General features: G+C 42.3%; 15 protein-coding genes. 6 read left to right on the top strand and 9 right to left on the bottom strand.

Going from position 1 to position 19,975, the window contains the following annotated elements; genetic code table 11:
• Positions 1–117: 117 nt before the first annotated feature.
• The 3 genes from FLM47_RS15325 to FLM47_RS15315 all read right to left on the bottom strand — a co-directional run bounded on the left by FLM47_RS15325 (position 118) and on the right by FLM47_RS15315 (position 2,032).
• Positions 118–480, bottom strand: a complete 363-nt coding sequence (locus FLM47_RS15325; RefSeq protein WP_178956796.1) for a hypothetical protein — start codon at positions 478–480, stop codon at positions 118–120.
• 97 nt (positions 481–577) lie between these two features.
• Positions 578–931: a hypothetical protein gene (locus tag FLM47_RS15320; protein WP_147154738.1), complete on the bottom strand. Its 354-nt coding sequence runs from the start codon at positions 929–931 to the stop codon at positions 578–580.
• A 12-nt stretch (positions 932–943) separates the two neighbouring features.
• Positions 944–2,032 carry a hypothetical protein gene (locus FLM47_RS15315; protein ID WP_218648491.1) on the bottom strand — a complete coding sequence of 363 codons (1,089 nt, stop codon included), beginning with the start codon at positions 2,030–2,032 and terminating at the stop codon, positions 944–946.
• A 260-nt stretch (positions 2,033–2,292) separates the two neighbouring features.
• On the opposite strand from FLM47_RS15315, the gene FLM47_RS15310 reads away from it, so the two are divergent.
• On the top strand, positions 2,293–3,591 hold the full coding sequence (locus FLM47_RS15310) for a DEAD/DEAH box helicase (protein ID WP_178956794.1): 1,299 nt from the start codon (positions 2,293–2,295) through the stop codon (positions 3,589–3,591).
• A 97-nt stretch (positions 3,592–3,688) separates the two neighbouring features.
• Here FLM47_RS15310 and FLM47_RS15305 read toward each other — a convergent pair whose 3' ends face one another.
• The 3 genes from FLM47_RS15305 to FLM47_RS15295 all read right to left on the bottom strand — a co-directional run bounded on the left by FLM47_RS15305 (position 3,689) and on the right by FLM47_RS15295 (position 10,906).
• Positions 3,689–6,910: a S41 family peptidase gene (locus FLM47_RS15305; RefSeq protein ID WP_178956793.1), complete on the bottom strand. Its 3,222-nt coding sequence runs from the start codon at positions 6,908–6,910 to the stop codon at positions 3,689–3,691.
• Positions 6,911–7,064: 154 nt separating this feature from the next.
• Positions 7,065–8,462: a 5-methyltetrahydrofolate--homocysteine methyltransferase gene (locus tag FLM47_RS15300; protein WP_178956792.1), complete on the bottom strand. Its 1,398-nt coding sequence runs from the start codon at positions 8,460–8,462 to the stop codon at positions 7,065–7,067.
• A gap of 32 nt (positions 8,463–8,494) precedes the next feature.
• Positions 8,495–10,906, bottom strand: a complete 2,412-nt coding sequence (locus FLM47_RS15295; protein ID WP_178956791.1) for a TonB-dependent receptor — start codon at positions 10,904–10,906, stop codon at positions 8,495–8,497.
• 310 nt (positions 10,907–11,216) lie between these two features.
• Here FLM47_RS15295 and FLM47_RS15290 point away from each other — a divergent pair, with 310 nt between their 5' ends.
• Together FLM47_RS15290 and FLM47_RS15285 are read left to right on the top strand one after the other, a co-directional pair.
• Positions 11,217–11,708 carry a Fur family transcriptional regulator gene (locus tag FLM47_RS15290; RefSeq protein WP_178956790.1) on the top strand — a complete coding sequence of 164 codons (492 nt, stop codon included), beginning with the start codon at positions 11,217–11,219 and terminating at the stop codon, positions 11,706–11,708.
• On the top strand, positions 11,708–12,124 hold the full coding sequence (locus FLM47_RS15285) for a MerC domain-containing protein (RefSeq protein WP_178956789.1): 417 nt from the start codon (positions 11,708–11,710) through the stop codon (positions 12,122–12,124). The genes FLM47_RS15290 and FLM47_RS15285 overlap by 1 nt, the downstream gene beginning before the upstream one ends.
• Positions 12,125–12,209: 85 nt before the next feature.
• Here the strand turns inward: FLM47_RS15285 and FLM47_RS15280 are convergent, their stop codons facing one another.
• Positions 12,210–13,112 carry a homocysteine S-methyltransferase family protein gene (locus FLM47_RS15280; RefSeq protein ID WP_178956788.1) on the bottom strand — a complete coding sequence of 301 codons (903 nt, stop codon included), beginning with the start codon at positions 13,110–13,112 and terminating at the stop codon, positions 12,210–12,212.
• 168 nt (positions 13,113–13,280) lie between these two features.
• On the bottom strand, positions 13,281–13,526 hold the full coding sequence (locus tag FLM47_RS15275; RefSeq protein ID WP_008112798.1) for a DUF3297 family protein: 246 nt from the start codon (positions 13,524–13,526) through the stop codon (positions 13,281–13,283).
• Between the two features lie 314 nt (positions 13,527–13,840).
• Here FLM47_RS15275 and FLM47_RS15270 point away from each other — a divergent pair, with 314 nt between their 5' ends.
• The 3 genes from FLM47_RS15270 to FLM47_RS15260 all read left to right on the top strand — a co-directional run bounded on the left by FLM47_RS15270 (position 13,841) and on the right by FLM47_RS15260 (position 18,058).
• Positions 13,841–15,424, top strand: coding sequence for an alkaline phosphatase (locus FLM47_RS15270; protein ID WP_138608663.1), 1,584 nt, complete (start codon positions 13,841–13,843; stop codon positions 15,422–15,424).
• Positions 15,425–15,435: 11 nt separating this feature from the next.
• Entirely contained in the window at positions 15,436–17,226 is a 1,791-nt protein-coding gene (locus tag FLM47_RS15265; RefSeq protein WP_138608604.1) for an alkaline phosphatase, read from the top strand.
• A 118-nt stretch (positions 17,227–17,344) separates the two neighbouring features.
• On the top strand, positions 17,345–18,058 hold the full coding sequence (locus tag FLM47_RS15260; RefSeq protein WP_178956787.1) for a hypothetical protein: 714 nt from the start codon (positions 17,345–17,347) through the stop codon (positions 18,056–18,058).
• Here FLM47_RS15260 and FLM47_RS15255 read toward each other — a convergent pair.
• On the bottom strand, positions 18,033–19,928 hold the full coding sequence (locus FLM47_RS15255) for a monovalent cation:proton antiporter-2 (CPA2) family protein (protein WP_178956786.1): 1,896 nt from the start codon (positions 19,926–19,928) through the stop codon (positions 18,033–18,035). The two genes, FLM47_RS15260 and FLM47_RS15255, sit on opposite strands and share 26 nt — an antisense overlap.
• Positions 19,929–19,975: the final 47 nt, after the last annotated feature.

Below are 19,975 nucleotides of genomic sequence, written 5' to 3'. Positions count from 1 at the left end.
ATAAAGCGGTAATTAAAGCACAGATGTTGACGAACCACGCAATTTGGCAAAGTCGGCCTAAAAATTTTAAAATCAATAGGCGACAGGTTTGATGTAAAAGGCGCTTTGTGCTCCTTTTTAGTCTGCGCGATTACCTAAATCATAGGCAAAGTAGCCATAGGCAATTACGAACATCAAACCTATAAATGATATATGCATTACGCGAGCTAAAATTAGATCGATAGGTCTGGCGTGTCGCAAAATAGCTTCGTCATTAACAACCGTCGCTTTTGCGGGTTTTTGCCGCCTTATTACTTTGCCATACATGCTCACTCTTATGCCCAGCCCTTTATCCCAAAGTGGTTCATGTATCCCTTCCTCACGCATTTTTTTCTCAATATGTTTCATTGAAATACGAGTAAAGCATAAAGTTGAAATTAGATAGCTAATTATTATTGGTAAAGATATAAATAAAAAAATCTTTTCAGGCATCACATACATGATTTAAAACCAATTTATATCAGAGAAGTAAGCATATATTAAGGTACAAGTGATTTTCTGTAGCATAAAACCTTCTGCCTATAATTTCGTCATGAAATTAATAAGCGCGCTCACCTAAGTCATATGCAAAATAACCATATACAGCTAGGGTCATCATAATTACGAAAGAGTAATGCATTGTGCGAGCTAAAATTAAATCGATAGGTCTGGCGTGTCGTAAAATTGCTTCGTCATTAACAACCGTCGCCTTTGCGGGTTTTTGCCGCCTTATTACTTTGCCATACATGCTCACTCTTATGCCCAGTCCTTTATCCCAAAGTGGCTCATGTATCCCTTCCTCACGCATTTTCTTCTCTATGTGTTTCATTGAAATACGAGTGAAGCACAAAGCTGAAATAAGAAAAGCAATTATAAATGGCCCAGTTATTATCCAGTAAAAAGTTTCAGGCATAAGATACATAGCTTAAAACCAGCTTATATTAGAGCTAAGGTCATAAACTAGACCTGAGAAACCCTTTCCAACAGCATCACCAACTTTAGCTGCAGCATAACCAGCCCCCAAGCCTACACCTATAAGAATTACCCAGCCAACTGGACCCATTGCAATTGCTATTCCTACCCCTGCGGTTATAGTCGTACCGCCAACATATGCTCCTGCAGCTGTCCCTAAACCAAAACCTGTAGCTTCCCTTACTGCACTGCGCTGCCAGTCTTTACCTGCTTTGTAATCGTCATAAACGCTATCAGCTCGAAGACCTGCATCAATCGCAATGACAAACTTTCCTGCAATATTGGATCCTTGCTCTAATTTACGTAAGTGCTGTATGTTAGCTAAAGAAGTTAATTGCAAGGGAGCTGAACTTCTTGCGCTTCTTGCTGTATCTATGCCTCGCTGCGCATTAGACCAGATATTACCCCGTGCAGATGCTTTCACTTTGCCTTTGAATTTAACCATTTCTCTTTTAAATACAGTGTTTAACTCTAGATGGGCTTGCTTTGCTTTGTTACCTAGTTTGATTAATTCTAATTTAGGCTGCTTGTTCTGCGATGCTTTTCTAATTTCAATTAAGCTAGTTTGGTATTTTAGAATCGCTTTTCCAAATGTACTTAATCTCACTTGGCTTGACTCTAATGAGGTAAGTGCTGCGCCAGTGGCAGTCAAGGTATCAAGATTTCTTCCAAGAACTTGTTGACTCGTTAAACCTCTTACTTTATCAACATATGGAGATATTTCCGCATCGTATAGCGCGGCAATAGCCAAAGCATCTTCATCACCGAAGTTGTTTACTATAGTACTGACATTTCTCTTTGTATGCTCAGGCCAAGACACCGTATTATCAAGTGCACAAGCTATGTCAGGACGAGATCGCCTGAAATCACTCATATCCCCAGATTGTGGAGTTCTTAAAATGAACGGGGTTCCTTGAGGTATAAAGTTACCTATAATATGAGGGTTATCCTCTCTAAATCGCTTTAATTGCTCTAAGTTATTACTGTTAAAAGGTAAGCTTGCTCGACTTTTCGTATTGAAACATAAATCAAATTGAGACATGACATTTCCTTGCATCTAAAATTAATCCATCAGGCTGCAAAAATAACACACTTGAAATGCTGAAATCAATAATACAGCGTGTTCAGCTATTATTTGTAATGATTGATGTATGTGAAAAATAGTATTAATGCAAAGCGATATTCAGAGAATCATCGTTTAATAAAGCAAGATGCATTTTATTTAAATCACTAACCTCTACTTAATAGCTGCTAAATACGCTAAAATTACAGGCTATTTTTAGCAATGAGCCCGCACCTTTTATGACCTCAGCCGCAAATCCTAGTAATTTCAACGAACTTGGCCTTATTCCAGAGCTAATTGCTCGTTTGTCTGACCTTGAATACACGCAACCTACGCCGATTCAGGCAAAAGCAATTCCAAGTATCTTGGCGGGGAGTGACTTAATTGCGGGGGCAAATACCGGCTCAGGTAAAACAGCAACCTTTGCTTTGCCTATGCTACAAACGCTATTTTTAGCGCAAGGTGCTAAAAAAGCAGCGAGCAAAGGCAACTTTGTAACAGGGCTTATTTTGGTACCTACTCGCGAGCTGGCAGTGCAGGTAGCCGATAGTGTTAAATCGTATTCTGCTAATTTTAATGGCGCCATTAAAACGGTGGCGGTATTTGGTGGTGTGTCGGTTAATACCCAGATGCAAGCACTTCGCGGCGGTGCTGATATCATTGTTGCAACGCCAGGGCGTTTACTTGACTTAATATCAAGCAATGCTATTAAGCTTGATAAAGTTTCAACCTTAGTGCTTGATGAAGCTGATCGCATGTTAAGCCTTGGCTTTACCGAAGAGCTTGCAGAGCTGTTGGCGTTAATGCCAGCTAAAAAGCAAACCATGTTGTTTTCAGCGACGTTCCCAGAGCAAGTCACACAATTAACACAAAAGCTGTTAACCAATCCTGTTGAAATACAAGTTCAAAGCAAAGACGAAAGCACTTTAGTACAGCGTGTATTTACGGTTAATAAAGGTGAAAAAACCACGGTTTTGGCGCATTTAATTAAGCAGCATAAATGGCGCCAAGCGCTGATTTTTGTAAACGCTAAAAAAGATTGTGAGCACTTAGCCAGCAAACTTGAAAAACGCGGCGTGAACGCACAAGTATTCCATGGCGATAAAGGCCAAAGCGAGCGTACTTGGGTAATCGAAAAGTTTAAAGCTGGCGAAATAGAAGTACTTATTGCCACCGATATAGCAGCCCGTGGTTTAGATATTGCCAAACTGCCTGTTGTTATTAACTTTAACTTACCGCGCAGCCCTGCTGATTATATGCACCGTATTGGCCGAAGCGGCCGTGCTGGTGAAGTCGGTTTAGCGTTATCGTTAATTGATTATGAAGACTTCCATCACTTTAGAATTATCGAAAAGAAAAACAAACTTCGCTTAGAGCGCGAAGAGGTAGCAGGTTTTGCTGTAAACCAAGCCAACCTTGATGCGGCTGAGGCGCTAAAAAACGACAAGCCAATGGCCAAGCCAGAAGGTACAGGTAAGAAAAAGAAGAAAAAAGCCAACCAAGAAGATGATGTATGGAGCGGCTGGAGAAAAAGGTAAGCCTTAATACATATAAGTCATTAAATCCAAGTCATAAAAAACCCTGCAAATTTGCAGGGTTTTTTATTGGTATTAGCTTGTTTAGCTATGCAGCAAATTAAAACTTAGAAGGTGCTGGTGGTATCACTAAGGGTTGTTTAGGATTTTCTTTAAGCTCCTTTAATAACTCTTGTACAGCACGCTCTATTGATGGATCTTGGCCTTTATAAATAAGCTCTGGACGATCAATTACTTTAATATCTGGTGCAACACCTTCGTTTTCTATGATCCAGTTACCTTTTGTGTCTAAAATACGGAATGTAGCAGCAATTACTTGTCCGCCGTCTACAAGGCTTGGGTTACCAGAAATACCAATTAAGCCACCCCATGTACGGGTACCAATTAGCTTACCTAGACCAGCCTGGCGGAAGTAGTAAGGGATTGCGTCACCACCAGAACTTGAATAGCCATTTATTAGCATGGCTTTAGGACCATTGTGCGCAAACTGCGGTGTTTTAGTTGGCTCTACACCACGGCGTTTCCAATAGTTAAGCGGTTTACGCGCAAGCCAAGTGATCATATGCTCAGGAATAAAACCACCGCCATTGTAACGGTCATCAATAATCATGGCATCTTTGGTTGTTTGCGGCATGTAGTTTTTAAACATGGCGCGGTTACCCTCATAGGCTGTATTTGGCAGGTGCACATAGCCAATACGCCCATTTGATAGCTTATTAACGTAGGCTGCACGCGAGTTAACCCAATCTAAATAACGTAGACCTTGCTCACTGGCTACCGGTTTTACTGTTACTTGCCACGCACCTTTGCTACGCGGTTTGCTGTTTAGCACTAGCTCTACTTGCTCGCCTTGGGTGTTTTCAAGGAGTTCGTAAAAGTTAGCAACGTCTTTAACCGAGCGGCCATTTACCGCAATAATGTAATCGCCGTTATGTGCTTTTACACCAGTAGTCCCCAGCGGTGAGCGGAAATCGTTATGCCAGTTTTCACCTTTAAAGATTTGCTCTATTTTTACGTAACCAGATGGGTCGCTTGCAAGCTTAGCGCCTAATAAACCGTGATTTTTACGTTCGGCTTTTGGCATATCGCCCGATTGCACGTAAATATGACCTGAGTTAATTTCGCCGGCAATTTCGCTAAGTACGTAATCAAGGTCGCTACGGTGGCTAATAGCATCAGCCATAGGTTGGTATTTAGCTAAAATAGCATCCCAATCTTGACCGTGGTGATTTTCGTCGTAGAACCAGTCACGCAGTGTGCGCCAGCCTTCTACGTACATTTGTTGCCACTCAGCTTGCGGGTTGATTTTAAGCGTCATTTTGCTTAAATCTAGCTTGTTGGCGTCTAGGTCTTGCTTTGGTTTAGGCTCTATTAAGCTGTAACCGCCACTTGTGTGTACAAGTAGGTGTTCGCTGTTGCTCGATATAGTGTAATTGCTAACACCTTTAGCGACTGTTTCTAGCTCACTGTCGTGCTCGGTACCTATAAGTTGTAATGCGCCATTAGCAAGCGTCAGTACGCCGTCTTTTACTGCGGTTAAGCCACGGTAATCGCCCGCTGGCGCGTTAAGAGCGGTAACACGCTGCATAAAGTCGCTGCTTTGCAGTGCGTTTTTAACTTTTTTGTCGTCTTCTTTTTCGTCGTCATCGTCTTTTACAATCGTGGTTTCATCACTTTGTAAGGCAATAAGCGGTTTAACACTGTCGTTTACTGCGGCCGCATAAATACGGGTGGCGCGGTTAAACATGTAGTCAAACTCGTAACTGCTAAATGCCAGGTTAAAGTCGCGCTCAGAGCTAAAGTAAAGGTATTGGCCATCTGGCGAAAAGGTTGGGTTTTGCTCGTTACTCATTTCGTCTGTTAGGCGCGTCACCTTTTCTTTTTTAAGGTTGTAGTGCCACAGTGAGGCATAACGGTTTTCGTTATTTTTAACATACACAATGTCTTGGCTATTAGGCGACCACGTATACTGAGTAATGCCGTCTTCGTCGTAAATGCCGGTATCAATTTTGTGTTGCTTGCCCGATTTTGCATCTAACCACCAAAGTGTGTTGTTTTTATCTGCAAACAATAGCTTAGCGCTATCGGGTGACCAAATAGGCGTAAAGCGCCAAATGTTACCATTGCTAGTAAGTTGCTTAATGGCATTGTTTTTACTGCGATCTTTTAAGTAAATTTCGTACTCGCCGCTTTCATCGCTCATGTAAGCAATGTAACGCCCATTTGGTGACCAGCTTGCATCTATTTCGCGGCTTTTCTCTGTGTAAGATAAGTTGCGTGTAGGCCCTTGTTTGATTGGTACGCTAAACAGCTCACCACGGGCAGTAAATACAGCACGTTTACCATCGTGAGAGAGCGACATAGAATCAATAAAATCGCTAACATTTTTGCTATACGGCATTGCGTATTGGCGCACGCCTGCAATGTTAATGCTTAGCTTAGCGCTTTTTTGTGTTTTTGCGTCAAAGCGATATAAATAACCGCCGTTTTCATAAACAATCGCATTTGGGCCAGCTGAAGGCCAAAGTACGTCAAAGTTTTTATAGTTGGTAAGTTTTTTTGGTTCGCTGCCTTTGCGGTATTGGTAAAGGTTTAGCGTGTAATCACGGTCAGACACAAAGTAAATATCGTCACCAACCCAAGTTGGTTGCTGGTCGGTTGCACGGTTTGTAGTTAGTTGTTCTGAGGTGTTTTTTTCTAAATCATAAATCCATACATCTTGCGCACGACCACCACGAGTACGTTTCCACGTGCGAAATTCTCGATCAATTGGCGTGTAAACATATTTGCTGCCATCTGGAGATAGCATGCCGCCACCAGTTTCTGGAATCGCTAATGGCTGTTCAAGTCCGCCATCTGCAGGAACCATGTAAGGGCGGCCCATACGTTTCCCCCATGGTGTGCGGTTAGCTCTAAATACCACATTTTTACCATCGGCGGTCCAATCTAAAACGCGGTAATCAAAACCTCCACGCGGTGGCATTGGGCCAACGTCATTATAATAAGTAAGTTGCTTTAGGTTTGAACCGTCACTGTTGATCACATAAATTTGTCGGCTACCGTTATACTCGGCTGAAAATGCAATGCGCTTACCGTCAGGGGAAAACTTAGGAAATGTTTCAAAGCCAATATGGTCGGTTAAGCGTTTGCTTTCGCCTGTTTGCGTATTCGCAATATAAATATCGCCACTGTAGACAAAGGTAACGGTTTGGTTATGGATATCTGGAAAGCGGAGTAAACGAGTGTCTTTAGTCTCATAGGCCGATACACCCGGCGCGATTGCTGCAGCCAAGGCAAGAGCCAATGTTGTTAGTTTTTTCATGGAATTACATCCTATATTAATAGCTATCCCATCATAACAATAAGGTGCAAAATAGCGATGCACTTACGATAAAAGGTCTGTTACAAAATGTGAATAAAAAAGGTTGGCATTAAAATGCCAACCTTCAAGGGAGTACTCTTTTTAAAGCGTAAAATTAATGTACGTGGTCGTGCTCTTCCTCTTGTGCAATACCTAACCAAGTGATCGCGGCTGGTGGGAATGTAAGTTCTAGTTCACCTTCAATTTCTAAGTCTTCTAGGTGTACTTGCACAACGTGTTGGGCTATTGGGTCGGCTACGTAAGCAAACTGACCATTTTGCGCTACTGTCATACTAAACTTCATGCCTTCAGGCATTGTTGTTACATCTTCTTGTGTAATATCAACTTGACCTGCTAGCTCCCAGTGTATGTGATCGTCGTGCGCATGCGCCTCAAGCACATTTAAAAAGCCTAGGCTGTCTAAAACTAAAAAGTGCTCGCCATTCGCTGAGAAAGAGTAAGAAACAGCGCTTGCGCCATCGGCTAGTTGCCATTCTAGTTCTTCCATTTCAGCTTCCGCAGGGTTAATGCTTAAGAGCACTGCAGGGCCGCCGCCGTGACCAGACGCAATACCAATAAAGTTGTCACTGTCTTCATGGCCGTATATCGTACCAATGCGCAAGTCACCTACTGCAGCAATATTTGCTACTTTTTCAGCGTGGTATTCGTCATCATGCTGGTGGGCTAATAGCACACCGTCACTACAGCCGAAGGCTACGTAATCATGGTTTTGTGCTGCGCCGTGCAAATCAGGGCATGTTAACTCTAACGTTTGTTCAAGTTCGTATTCGCCATCATGAAAGTGATAAACACCTACCTGATCCGGCAAAATTTTAGCGTTTGATGTACTCTGTGCATCATCGCGGCGAAGGGTCGCTAATAAATGCTCTCCACGAGGCTCTGCTACACCATGCATATTAATGTCGTAACTAATACCAGGTAAGGTCGCTGTTGCGTTTGTTATGTCGTTATCTGTTAATACTTCAACAGACGCAGTTGTGCCTGATGCTGCATCACCATCATAAAATACCGCTAACTGACCATCGTGCTTTACCAAGTGAGTAGGGCGACTGCCGCTAGTTAGCTCATAACTGCTAAACTCAGGGCTTTGTTCGTAATCATGAAGATGTGCGCCGTGATCTTCACGCCATAAGCCACCGTCTATAAAGCCGAGGTAATCTTGAGCGCGACTAGCAATCACGGCATAACGAAAGTCAGGCGACGACGATAGCGTGTTTGAATCATTAGTAAGAGTGAATGTATCAAGAAGCTCATTGTCGTCTAAGTCGAAAAAGTTCGCTTCGTTGCTATCGCCAGCAAGTATCGCAAGCCTACCTAATGAATCAATAGTGTATTCATCACCGTGGTCGCCACCATCGCCATGATCGTGGCCGTCATCAGGTACTTCTATTGGGTCTTTTTCGACAATGTTTGTTTCTGCATCACCACAAGCGGTGATTAATGTGCTGCTTATTGCCAGTGCAATTAATTTTAATTTGAATAGTTTAGTCATGTTAATTTCCTTTATTTATAATTTTTTAGCGCTTAAAAGTAACCGCGAATACCTAGTGCAAAGCTACGACCTGGACGTGGCGCTATACTCTTTAAAAATGAACTATGCACGCGCGCTTCTGTGTCTGTTAAGTTAGTGCCTCGTAGATACACAGACACATCTTGATTTAGCACTGATAAGTCATATGAAACGCTGGCATCAAGCATGGTATAGCCGTTTGTAGCTGTTTCTTCTGGTGCTGTGCGGTCTTGCTCTTGATAGCGAGTTACGTGGAGGTGCGCACTCAGCTTATTTGTTTGGTAGCTAAACTCAGTACCAAAACGTAGCGGTGGTGTGCGTGGTAAATCGCCACCGTCTTTAAGGCTTGCACGAACGTAATCTGAGAATAAATCAACTTTAAACTCATCGGTTAACTGCCATGCAAATTGGGCTTCAAAGCCATGTAAAATTACGTCATCTGTTTTAAATAAATAAACTGGGAGTTCAGATGAGTGATCATGCTCGTCACCGTGGTCATGATTATGCTCATCACCATGGTCGTGGCCGCTTTCGGCGTATAGGCCTGTGTCGATTTGGTAATAATAATTGTCGACTTGGTTGTAGAAAGCATTAAGAATGAAACCGATATCACCTTGGGTTTTACGAAACGTTAAATCAATATTGTTTGCTGTTTCTAGGTCAAGCGCTTGCTCAGATAAACCAAAATGGCCGTCTTCATGAATATCAAATAGTGCGCCTACTTCATAAGTACCAGTTCCAATGTGAGGGCCGAATGATAATAGCTCCGACACCGAAGGAGCACGCTCAGAACGAGATACCGACAAGCCTAAGTTGTAGCTAGGTGCAAAATCCCACACGACACCTGTTGATAAACTAACTGGTGTGAATTCTTGTTCTACGTCAAATACGCGAGTATTGCCGGCATGTTCTTCATGAGCATGATCGTCATGAACACCGGTGTCATTGTGTGCGTGTGCATCTATGTTAGGTAGTAACACGTTATCAGCATCGATGGTTACCCGTTCAACTCGGCCACCTAATTGCACTAAAAAGTCACCAAAGTGTCTTTCTTCCATCAGTGCTATAGCAAAGCTTTGTGTTTGTGACGGTGGTGTGAATGCCTCAGAGCCTTGCGCTTCAACATCACTGTGTTTGTAATGAAAGCTCAAACCACCATTCCACTGCGCAAACGGGTTATGCATTAAGTCTACGCGTAACTCATTGGTTTCATTTTCAAACGTGGTACCCACTGCGCCATGTTCAATTTCAGCATGTTCGTAATCTGTAAAACCTGCGCGCAGGTTTATTTTATTAAGCCATTTATTATCGAGGTTATACTCGCCTAATAATTGCACTTTAGTTTGCTCTAAGTCGGCATATACGCTTTCCTCAGCGCTATTAACATCTTCGCCACCATGGGTGTGGCCTGGAATGCCGTATTGACGATTAAATTGCTCAACAGCTATACCTACAAAACCTTGGTCAAATAGATAGCTAGTACCTAAGGTAAAGCCGTCAGACTCTTCATTACTATTTGCAACGGTGTAATCGCCACTATGTTCTTCATGGTTATGGTCATTATGGGCAAATTCAGCGGCCACGGGTATTTCATAGTCATCGGCTTCACGCCAGAACGCATCGGCATAAAATGCAAGAGAATCAGTTCCTGTAGTAGCGTTAAACGAGGCTACTTTTTGGTTATCAACAGAGTTGTGCTCAAGGTTCCATTCGCCGCGAGTTGTGCTGTCGGTAGGCACACGATTATCAACTACATTAACCACACCACCAATGGCGCCGCTGCCATAAAATAAAGTGGCAGGACCACGTAGTACTTCGATTTGTTTTGCAGTTGACGCCTCTGATGCAACGGAGTGATCAGGGCCAACGCGAGAAACATCACTGACATCAAGGCCGTTTTGAGTAATTAGAACACGCGGCCCGCTTAAGCCACGAATGATAGGTGTACTGGCTACTTTTGCATGAAAGTTAGTATTAACCCCCGGGAGTTTTTCAAGGCTATCGCCAAGGGTTGCAGCTTGCTGCCGTCTTAATTGTTCGCCAGATAACACGCTAACGGGAGACGAGGATTCCATTGCCGACATGTGAATAGGCGTCGCTTCAATATCAATTACTTCAATGGGTGAACGTTCTAACTTAAAGGTAATTGACTGGCTTTTATCATCACTAAATGTGATATCTCGATGCAGGTGGGCATAACCAGGGGCGGTAATATGAAGTTCTTTTAAACCACTTTTTAAATCAGTTATTACGAACTTACCGCTTGCATCTGTTACTGCTGTTATATCTGAGCCTTCAACTTCTACAGTTGCGTTGGTCACCACTTTACCTTGGTTGTTTAAAACAACACCTTCGATGGTATTTGCAAGCACACTTGCAGGTAATAAAGCAGCTATCAAAACAGCTAATTGAGATTTTCGTGTCATTTGAATTCCTTTGCGAATGTTATATTGTATCAATTGTGCTTGAAATGTTATATTGTATCAATAGTTAATTAACTAAAAATCATTCAGGGCATACAATTTGGCTACATAACCTATATAAATTCAGTGCTTTAAATATTTATTGTCATTGTTTAGGTGTTGTTTGTGGGTGAGTTGTTTGTTGTGAAGCAAAAGTTAGTTGTTACATTTATTTATCTCTAGTTAATACATTTTTAGATAAAACCACAACGGAGGCATTGGCAACAAGGATGGCAAAGTTAAAACGCCAGCTCACTTGGTTAGTGTGGGTAATATGAATAAACAGCAATTTAAAGAGATGGTTGGCTTTGCGATAAAAAGATGTGAAGCCTCTGAAAAAAAATTAACGCCAAAACGTCAGCAGGTATTTGAAATTCTATTGCAAGCAAATAAACCTTTGTCTGCTTATGAGTTAACAGATCAATATAATAAGCAAATAAATACACCGATTTTGGCAATGTCCGTTTATCGGATATTAGGCTTTTTAGAGTCGGTAGGTCTGGTACATAGATTAAAGTTAGAAAATAAGTTTATACCGTGCAGTCACGTTAATGATGATAGAGAGCATCAACTATCGATGTTTTTAATTTGTAGCTCTTGTAATAAAGCAAGTGAGGTGAAAGACCTTGATAATTCGGCTAAGTATTTGTTTAAACAACTTAAAATAAGAGGGTTTGCGCCAACAACTTCGCAACTAGAAATCTCAGGTGTTTGCTTTGGGTGTCAGCAAAGTACCGCTAACACAATTAAAAAGAAGGATAAATAATGAAGCTGACTCAAACGACAGCAGATAAGTTTGCCATTGGGCTTTCGTTAATGTGCACGGTACATTGTTTTGCAACACCGATTATTTTAGCGCTGTTGCCAAGCATTGCTGTACTGCAAATAAATGGTGAACAGTTTCATTTATGGATTCTTGCTGCCGTACTGCCAACAAGCTTATTAGCTTTGAGCTTAGGCTGTAAAAAGCACAAACGTATACGTTATATGGCGTGTGGAGTTGTTGGTCTAGTCTTTTTGATAACTGCAGTATTATTAGGCCATGAAGTGGCCGAAAAAACCTTCACTTTAATTGGCTCTGCTTTTATCGCGTTAGCTCATTGGCTTAATTACCAACAGTGTTTTAAAAAGCATGACGAAAAATGTCCGTGTTCAGCAGGTGGATCTGACCAAGTAGCCTAGCAATACAAGGGCTCGATTAGGTATTGGGAATTAATCATTTCAGCTTTTAAGGTTTCTCTATATTTTTGTAGTTAAATAAGGGATATTAAAACTCTTTAATATCCCTTTTCCACTTTACCAATGCTGCAATGAATTCGGGGCCAATACCACAGCAGCCACCAATAATTGTTGCGCCAAGGTTGTGCCATTGCTTGGCAAACGCTACATACTCAGCGGGTGATAAATCGCGGTAACCTTGCGAGCCTTCATTGGCTTTATAGTCGCTGGCTATTGGTGTAAAGCCATTCGCAAAGGCCCCTAAATCAACATTTTTATTCTGCTGTTTTAGCACAGTACTTGTGTCGCGTAGCGCTTGTTCAATGACCTCGGGAATAGAGCAGTTGAAGAATATGCCCGCTATATTATGTTCGAGCAATGCTAAGGTAGCATCGGATACTAATTCACCAGAGCGTAATGTTGCTTGTTCGCTTACTTCATCACTTAAGGTAAATGCGAAATAACATGGTTTGTTTGAATTTTTAAGCACCCTTGCCATTACATGAGCTTCTTCAATACTGGAAATAGTTTCGCCAATCCAAATATCTACATATTCATCTTGTGCTTTATATAGGGTATCTAAAATAGTAAATGCGCGATCACTTTGAAAAAAATCAGCACGGTACGATCCAAATGCGGGTGGCAATGAACCCGCTACTAGCACGTTTTGTTTAGCGTTTTGAGCCGCTTCTTTTGCAATTACAGCAGCTTGCTGTGCAAGTGCTGCGCCTTGTGCTTGATATAATGCTTCACCTAAATGAAAGGGGACACACGCATAGCTATTTACCGTAATAATTTCTGCCCCTGCATTTATAAAAGCTTCATGTGCTTGAGTTACGCATTGTGGTGCTTCTATTAGAGCTTGCGCACTCCAAAGTGGCTGTGAAAACGGCGCGCCCATGCGTTTAAGTTCACGGCCCATGCCGCCATCTAATATTGTTAACCTGCTCATAATGGACTTCTAAACGTCTAAATATTTAAGGTTATTCAAACATATTTTTTGACAATTCATAATGAAACTTCATCAGGTTGAGTATGAAAAAAGTTCAACATGCTTTAAACAGGCACAAAAAAAGCGACTACCCAGTGAGGTGTCGCTGTTCTTTTTATAAGTAAGCTATTACTTATAAAACGCTTCTACAGTGCCTTTTACTTTCATAAGTAATGGCTGACCGCGACGGTCTAGCGCTTTAGGCGCTGCTACTTTAATCCAACCTTCGCTGATGCAGTATTCTTCAACGTCAAAACGCTCTTTACCGTTAAGAGTAATACCGATTTCATGTTCAAATACTTCTTCTACATAAAATTTGCTACGTGGGTTAATAGACAGTTGATTAGGTAATTCTGGTTTGTTTGTATCAGTCATAATAGTGATCTGCGTTGAATTAATTATGCGCTATTGTAGGCAATAGCAGGCTTATGCTCAAGCAAGAGATCAATAAACTAAGCGGCTTTATTATATTTATATTGTGATGTGCTTTTATAGGGCTGTTACATATATTATGAGAAGGGTTAAACAGTCGATGGAAATACAAAAGAGGTTTTATTGATATAAAATTTGGCTGTCACCTTCTTGTCATTAAAATTACCTTTATTAGTAACATCTATTTCCTATAGTGCAGCGGTTGATGTTTTTGAGTTCACACTTTTTAAAATAACCACTACATAACAGGAATTAGGATGAAAATTAAAAAAGTCGCTGCGGCGGTTGGGCTAACATTTATGTTAAGCGCTGCTAGCCATGCAAATGTACTACCACAAAGCCAAATAAATAATAACTGGTATACAAATGCACAAACTACGTTAGCTACTAAAAACACCCAAGCACAAAGTGCACAAGTTACAAAAGCAAAAAACGTGATTTTATTTGTTGGTGACGGCATGGGTATTTCTACCCTAACGGCAGCGCGAATTTTAAAAGGCCAACGAGCAGGCAACCCAGGTGAAGAAGGCTATTTAAGTTTTGAAGAATTTCCATATTCTGCACAAGTTAAAACCTACAACGTAGATGCACAAACTCCCGATTCTGCAGGCACAATGACAGCGATGATCTCAGGTGTTAAAACTGATGTAGGCGTGATTGGTGTAGACGAAGACATTGAACGCGGTGTGTGCTCAACAGTTGCAGGAAACGAGCTTTTAACAGCAACAGAACTGGCTGAAATTAAAGGCCTAGCAACAGGTGTTATTTCTACCGCACGTATTACTCATGCAACGCCAGCGGCAACGTATGCTAAATCGGCAGATCGTAACTGGGAAGATATCTCAGATATGCCCGAGGGCTCAGAAGGCTGTGAAGATATTGCCTCACAGCTAGTTAACTTTGAAAAAAATCTAGAAGCGCGCTTTGTAGGTATTGATGTAGACGGCCTTGATTTTGTAATGGGCGGCGGTCGTCGTCACTTTTTACCAAAAGATGCTGCGGCTAATTCAAGTGACGCAGTGAGCGCTGTTGAAGGTGATCGTACTGATGAGCGCAATCTTGTAACTGAGTGGCAAACACAATATCCAAATGCAACGTACGTTATGGACCAAGCTGGGTTTGATGCTATTGCTGACGATGTAACCCAAGTATTTGGTTTATTTAACGAATCGCACATGCAATACGAAGCCGACCGCAGTAATGACGTGGCAGGTGAGCCTTCACTTACCGACATGACGACTAAAGCGATTGATGTACTGGGTAAAAACGAAAATGGCTTTTTCTTAACGGTTGAGTCGGGCCGAATTGACCACGCACATCATGCGGGTAACGCTTACAACGCACTTAACGACACCATTGAATTTGCCAATGCAGTGCAAGCGGCAATCGATAATACCAACCCAGAAGAAACCCTTATTTTAGTCACTGCCGATCACAGTCACGTATTTACTATTGCTGGTTACCCTAAACGCGGTAACCCAATTTTAGGTCAAGTAGTTGCTGTAGGCCAAACAGTGCCAAGCCTTGCCGCCGACGATATGCCATACACCACGGTAGGTTATGCAAATGGACTGGGTTTTAGAGACTTAGGTGATGAAACTGATGCCGATGCAGCGTACTTAAGCGGCCCAGTCGCTGGGCGTGTTGAGCTAAACGGCGTTGATACAACAACCCCTGGTTTTCACCAAGAAACAACCGTACCACTAGGCTCTGAAACGCATGCTGGTGAAGATATTTCATTGCACGCTAAAGGCCCTGGTGCACAACTTGCTCAAGGTGTAATTGAGCAAAACGTTGTATTTCATCTAATTAACCAAGCACTTGAATTAACTCAGCAATAATGGCGGCGAATATGAAAAAATTAACAGTACTTTCTTTAGCAGTAATGGTCGCGCTAGCGGGTTGTTCAAGTGATGACGATAAAAGTAATAACAACATTATCGCAGTAGATAACGCAATAGCTGTGGGCTCAGCGCAATGTATTAATGGCGGTGTAGAAACGCAAGTGGGCGTAGATACTAACGAAAATGGCCAGCTAGATAGCGACGAAGTTAACTCATCTAACCTAGTGTGTAATGCGCCGGCAACGTCGTTAACTACAGATCAATTAGCTAACCTTACAGGTAACGCATGGTATAGCGACGCGCAAACTAAGTTAGCAGCAACGCAGCAAGCTAATACCGAGGTGGTTACTGAGTCGGGTAAGGCTAAAAACGTGATTTTATTTGTAGGCGACGGCATGGGTATTTCTACCGTTACGGCTGCACGTATTTTAGCTGGCCAGCTTGAGGGCGGCATGGGTGAAGATTATCAACTTAGCTTTGAAACCATGCCTTACTCAGGCTTTGTTAAAACTTATAATGTAGATGCACAAACCCCCGACTCTGCAGGCACAATGACGGCTATGGTGTCAGGTGTTAAAACCGATGTAGGCGTCATTGGTGTAGACGAAGATATTGAGCGCGGCAACTGTTCAACCGTTGCCGGTAACGAACTGGTGTCTTCGCTTGAGCTTGCCGAAATTGCAGGTAAAGCAACCGGCCTTATTTCAACGGCGCGCATTACCCATGCAACGCCAGCGGCAACGTATGCTAAATCGGCTGATCGTAACTGGGAAGATAACTCAGATATGCCAGCAGGTTCAGATGCTTGTGAAGACATTGCATCGCAGCTTGTTAACTTTGAAGCCAACCTAGAAGCACGTTTTGCAGGTATTGATGTAGATGGCATAGACGTAGTAATGGGGGGCGGTCGTCGTCACTTTTTACCAAAAGATGCCGCGGCTAATTCAAGTGATGCAATGAGCGCGGTTGAAGGGGATCGTACAGATGGCCGTAACTTAGTTACCGAATGGCAAACAACTTATCCTAACGGCAACTATGTAATGGATCAAACTGGTTTTGATGCCATTAGCGACGATGCAACAAAGGTATTTGGCTTATTTAACGAATCCCACATGCAATACGAAGCCGACCGCGCAAACGATGTAGCGGGCGAGCCTTCGCTTTCGCAAATGACCGAAAAAGCAATTAACGTGCTTGATAACAACGATAAGGGCTTTTTCTTATCGATAGAAGCGGGACGAATAGACCACGCGCACCACGCAGGCAATGCATATAACGCGCTTAACGATACTATTGAATTTGCTAAAGCCGTTAAAGTGGCGATGGACAGTACTAACCCAGAAGAAACATTAATTGTGGTCACAGCCGATCATAGTCATGTGTTTACCATTGCAGGTTATCCTAAGCGTGGTAACCCAATATTGGGTAAAGTGGTTGGTGTAGGCCAAACCGAGCCAAGCCTTGCCGCCGACGATATGCCTTATACCACCGTAGGTTATACCAATGGTTTAGGTTACAGAGACTTAGGCAATGAAACTAATGCTGACGCCTCTTACTTAGCTGGACCTGTTACAGGACGTGTTGATTTAACAAATGTTGATACAACAACACCAGGTTTTCACCAAGAGTCATTAGTACCTCTTAGTTCAGAAACCCACGCGGGTGAAGATGTAGGTGTATACGCAATGGGTCCTGGCGCTCATTTAGTAACAGGCACTAATGAGCAAAGCTTTTTATTCCATGTAATGGACTTTGCAGCAGATTTTGTAAAAGCGGCGGATGAAAAAGTAGCGCAATAAATCAACTAGCTAAACAAACAGCCCGCATTATGTTGCGGGCTTTTTTGTGTCATACAAATGCCATTATTAAGCGTTATTTTAGAGTCATAAAGTAATGTTTATCTAAGAGATTACCCCAATGAAAAAGCTATTATTTATATTCTCAGCACTGGCCAGCACGAGTGCGCTCGCCCAGCAGTGCGACATTGATGCTGCGCAACTAAAAGCCGACTATAAAATTACCAATCAGCACAAATCGCAGCACAGCACCCAGTCACTTACTCTTTGGCGAAACAATCAGCAGGTGGCGCATCAAAGTGAAACACTAACCGAGCTTTGGCAGCAGCTAAGTAATAACCAGCTTCGTCCTATTCGTTACTTTAATGCCGAACAACGCGGTATTGAGTACCAACCATCGGAGGTACGTGGAGTGCAAAATTGGAGTGCTAAAAGTCAGCTGGTGGATAACCATTTAATTGCAAAAATGACCCTAGTCAGTTCACAAGGTGAGGGTTGTAATGAGGTAAAAAATTACGTGCTTAATGAGGGCGATAACCAATTTAAACTAGCTTTTTTCCCGCAAGCACAATTAGTTAAAACTTTTAGTGTGACCAATAAAAAAGATGATACTCAAACTTTGCTTAGCTTAAATGATGTAAACAGTGATACACCTGCAATTAAGGCTCAGTTTGCAAAATGGGATAACTTTCAAACCACCGATTACGCGGATATTGGCGATAACGAAAGCGATCCATTTTTAGCTAAAATGATTAACCTTGGTTTTATAGAGCACGGCGCCACCGGTTTTTATAACCAGCAAGGCGAGGCTATTCAAGGTGGGCATCATCATTAGCGTTTTTTGGCTTAACCGTGTTTTCGGTTAAGCCATTTTCATAGTCTTTGGCATCACAGGTATTTAAGTTTTGCCGTGCTTGTTTGTCTTGTTGTAATACTTGCTTTAAATCTTCCATACGTTGGCGCACAGCCACACCATAACTGGCATCATCACCCCAAAGTTCGGCTAGTTGCAATACGGCAGCACGGTCGTGATCTCTAAATAACTTACCAGCACGCTCAGCATCTTCTTTACTATTACCAAGCAATTGCAATGATTCTATGGCTAAGTTTATGGCTGAGTCGACGGTTTCGCGGTTAAACGCATCTACTTTTAAATTAAGTAATTGATATGCATGGCGGCGATCTATGGCGCGCGCTACTATTTTTAATTGTGGATAGTTTTTATGCGCCAGCTTAATTATCTCAATGGTTTTATCAGGGTTATCAATTGCAACAACCAGCATTTGTGCTGTGTGCGCGCCTGCGGCTTCAAGCAGTTCTTGGCGTGCCGCATCACCATAAAATACGGTATTACCAAAGCGGCGCAGCAGTTCTATTTGGCTTGGGCTGTGATCAAGTACGGTAATTTCGTAGCCTTGTGCATGTAATAAACGCCCCATTATTTGTCCAAAACGACCGTATCCGGCAATGATCACATGTTTGGCTGTGCTTATTTGTTCTGGTTTATCAAACTCAGGTGCCGTGGTGCTATAGTTGCGCTTTTGAATTTGCTCATACAGCATAAGCAGTAAAGGTGCTATTAGCATGGAAACGGCAACCACAAGGGTAACTAAATTAGTTTGCTCTGGGGTTAAAATACTCAAGGTGGTTGTTACACTAAGCAGCACAAAGGCAAACTCGCCGCCCTGAGCAAGGGCTAAGGTAAATAGAAGTTGTTGTTTACGGCTAATATTAAAAGCAATTGCCAAGGCAAATAAAATACAGGCTTTAATGGTAATTAATAACACCACTAATGCAATCACGGTACTGAATTGGTTAAATAGCAATTCAAAATTAATTGATGCGCCAACCGTGATAAAAAATAATCCCAGTAATAAGCCTTTAAAGGGCTCTATATCGGCTTCTAGCTCGTGTCTAAATTCACTTTCGGCCAATACAACACCGGCTAAAAAAGTACCGAGTGCGGGCGATAACCCAATACTTTGCATCACCAGCGAAATAGCCACCACTAAAAACAATGCAAAAATAGTGAATATTTCACGCATGTGGGTTTGTGCTATGTATCTAAATAATGGTGCCGAAACATATTTACCGCCAGCAATGATAGCGGCAATAACAGCAACAGAAACCCCTACTTGCTGCCAAATAGGCCAGCTAGCAATGATGGAGTCGTTAATGTCTTTTGAGTTACCTTGTGGTGCAAAAGCGAGTAGCGGAAGTAGCGCTAAAATAGGAATAATCGCAATATCTTGAAATAATAAAACCGAAAATGCATTTTGCCCAGCTTCTTGTTTTAGCCAGCCTTTTTCTTCAAGGCTTTGCAGCACAATAGCAGTTGAAGACAGCGCGAGCATTAAACCAATAGCTAAAGCCGTTTGCCAATGCATGGCAAAAAACCAATAACAAAAGGCAAAAATAGCCGCTGCACTTAGTACCACCTGTAATCCGCCAAGCCCTAATATTGAGTGGCGCAGAGTCCACAAACGCGAAGGTTGCAGTTCAAGGCCAACTAAAAATAACATCATCACAACGCCAAATTCGGCAAAGTGCATTACATCAGTTTGGTCGCCTACGACACCTAATGCATATGGGCCTATCAAAATGCCTGCAATTAAATAACCTAGCACAGAGCCAAGTCCAAGTCGTTTTGCTATGGGAACTGCAACAATGGCAGCAGCTAAGTAAATTAAAGCTATTTCTAACACGTGCTTACCTTATTAACGTTGAGATAAATAGCATGGCTTAGGTGCGT

Source organism: Pseudoalteromonas sp. Scap06 (assembly GCF_013394165.1).
Taxonomy (GTDB): Bacteria; Pseudomonadota; Gammaproteobacteria; order Enterobacterales; family Alteromonadaceae; genus Pseudoalteromonas.
This window is presented reverse-complemented; position numbering and strand designations above follow the sequence as displayed.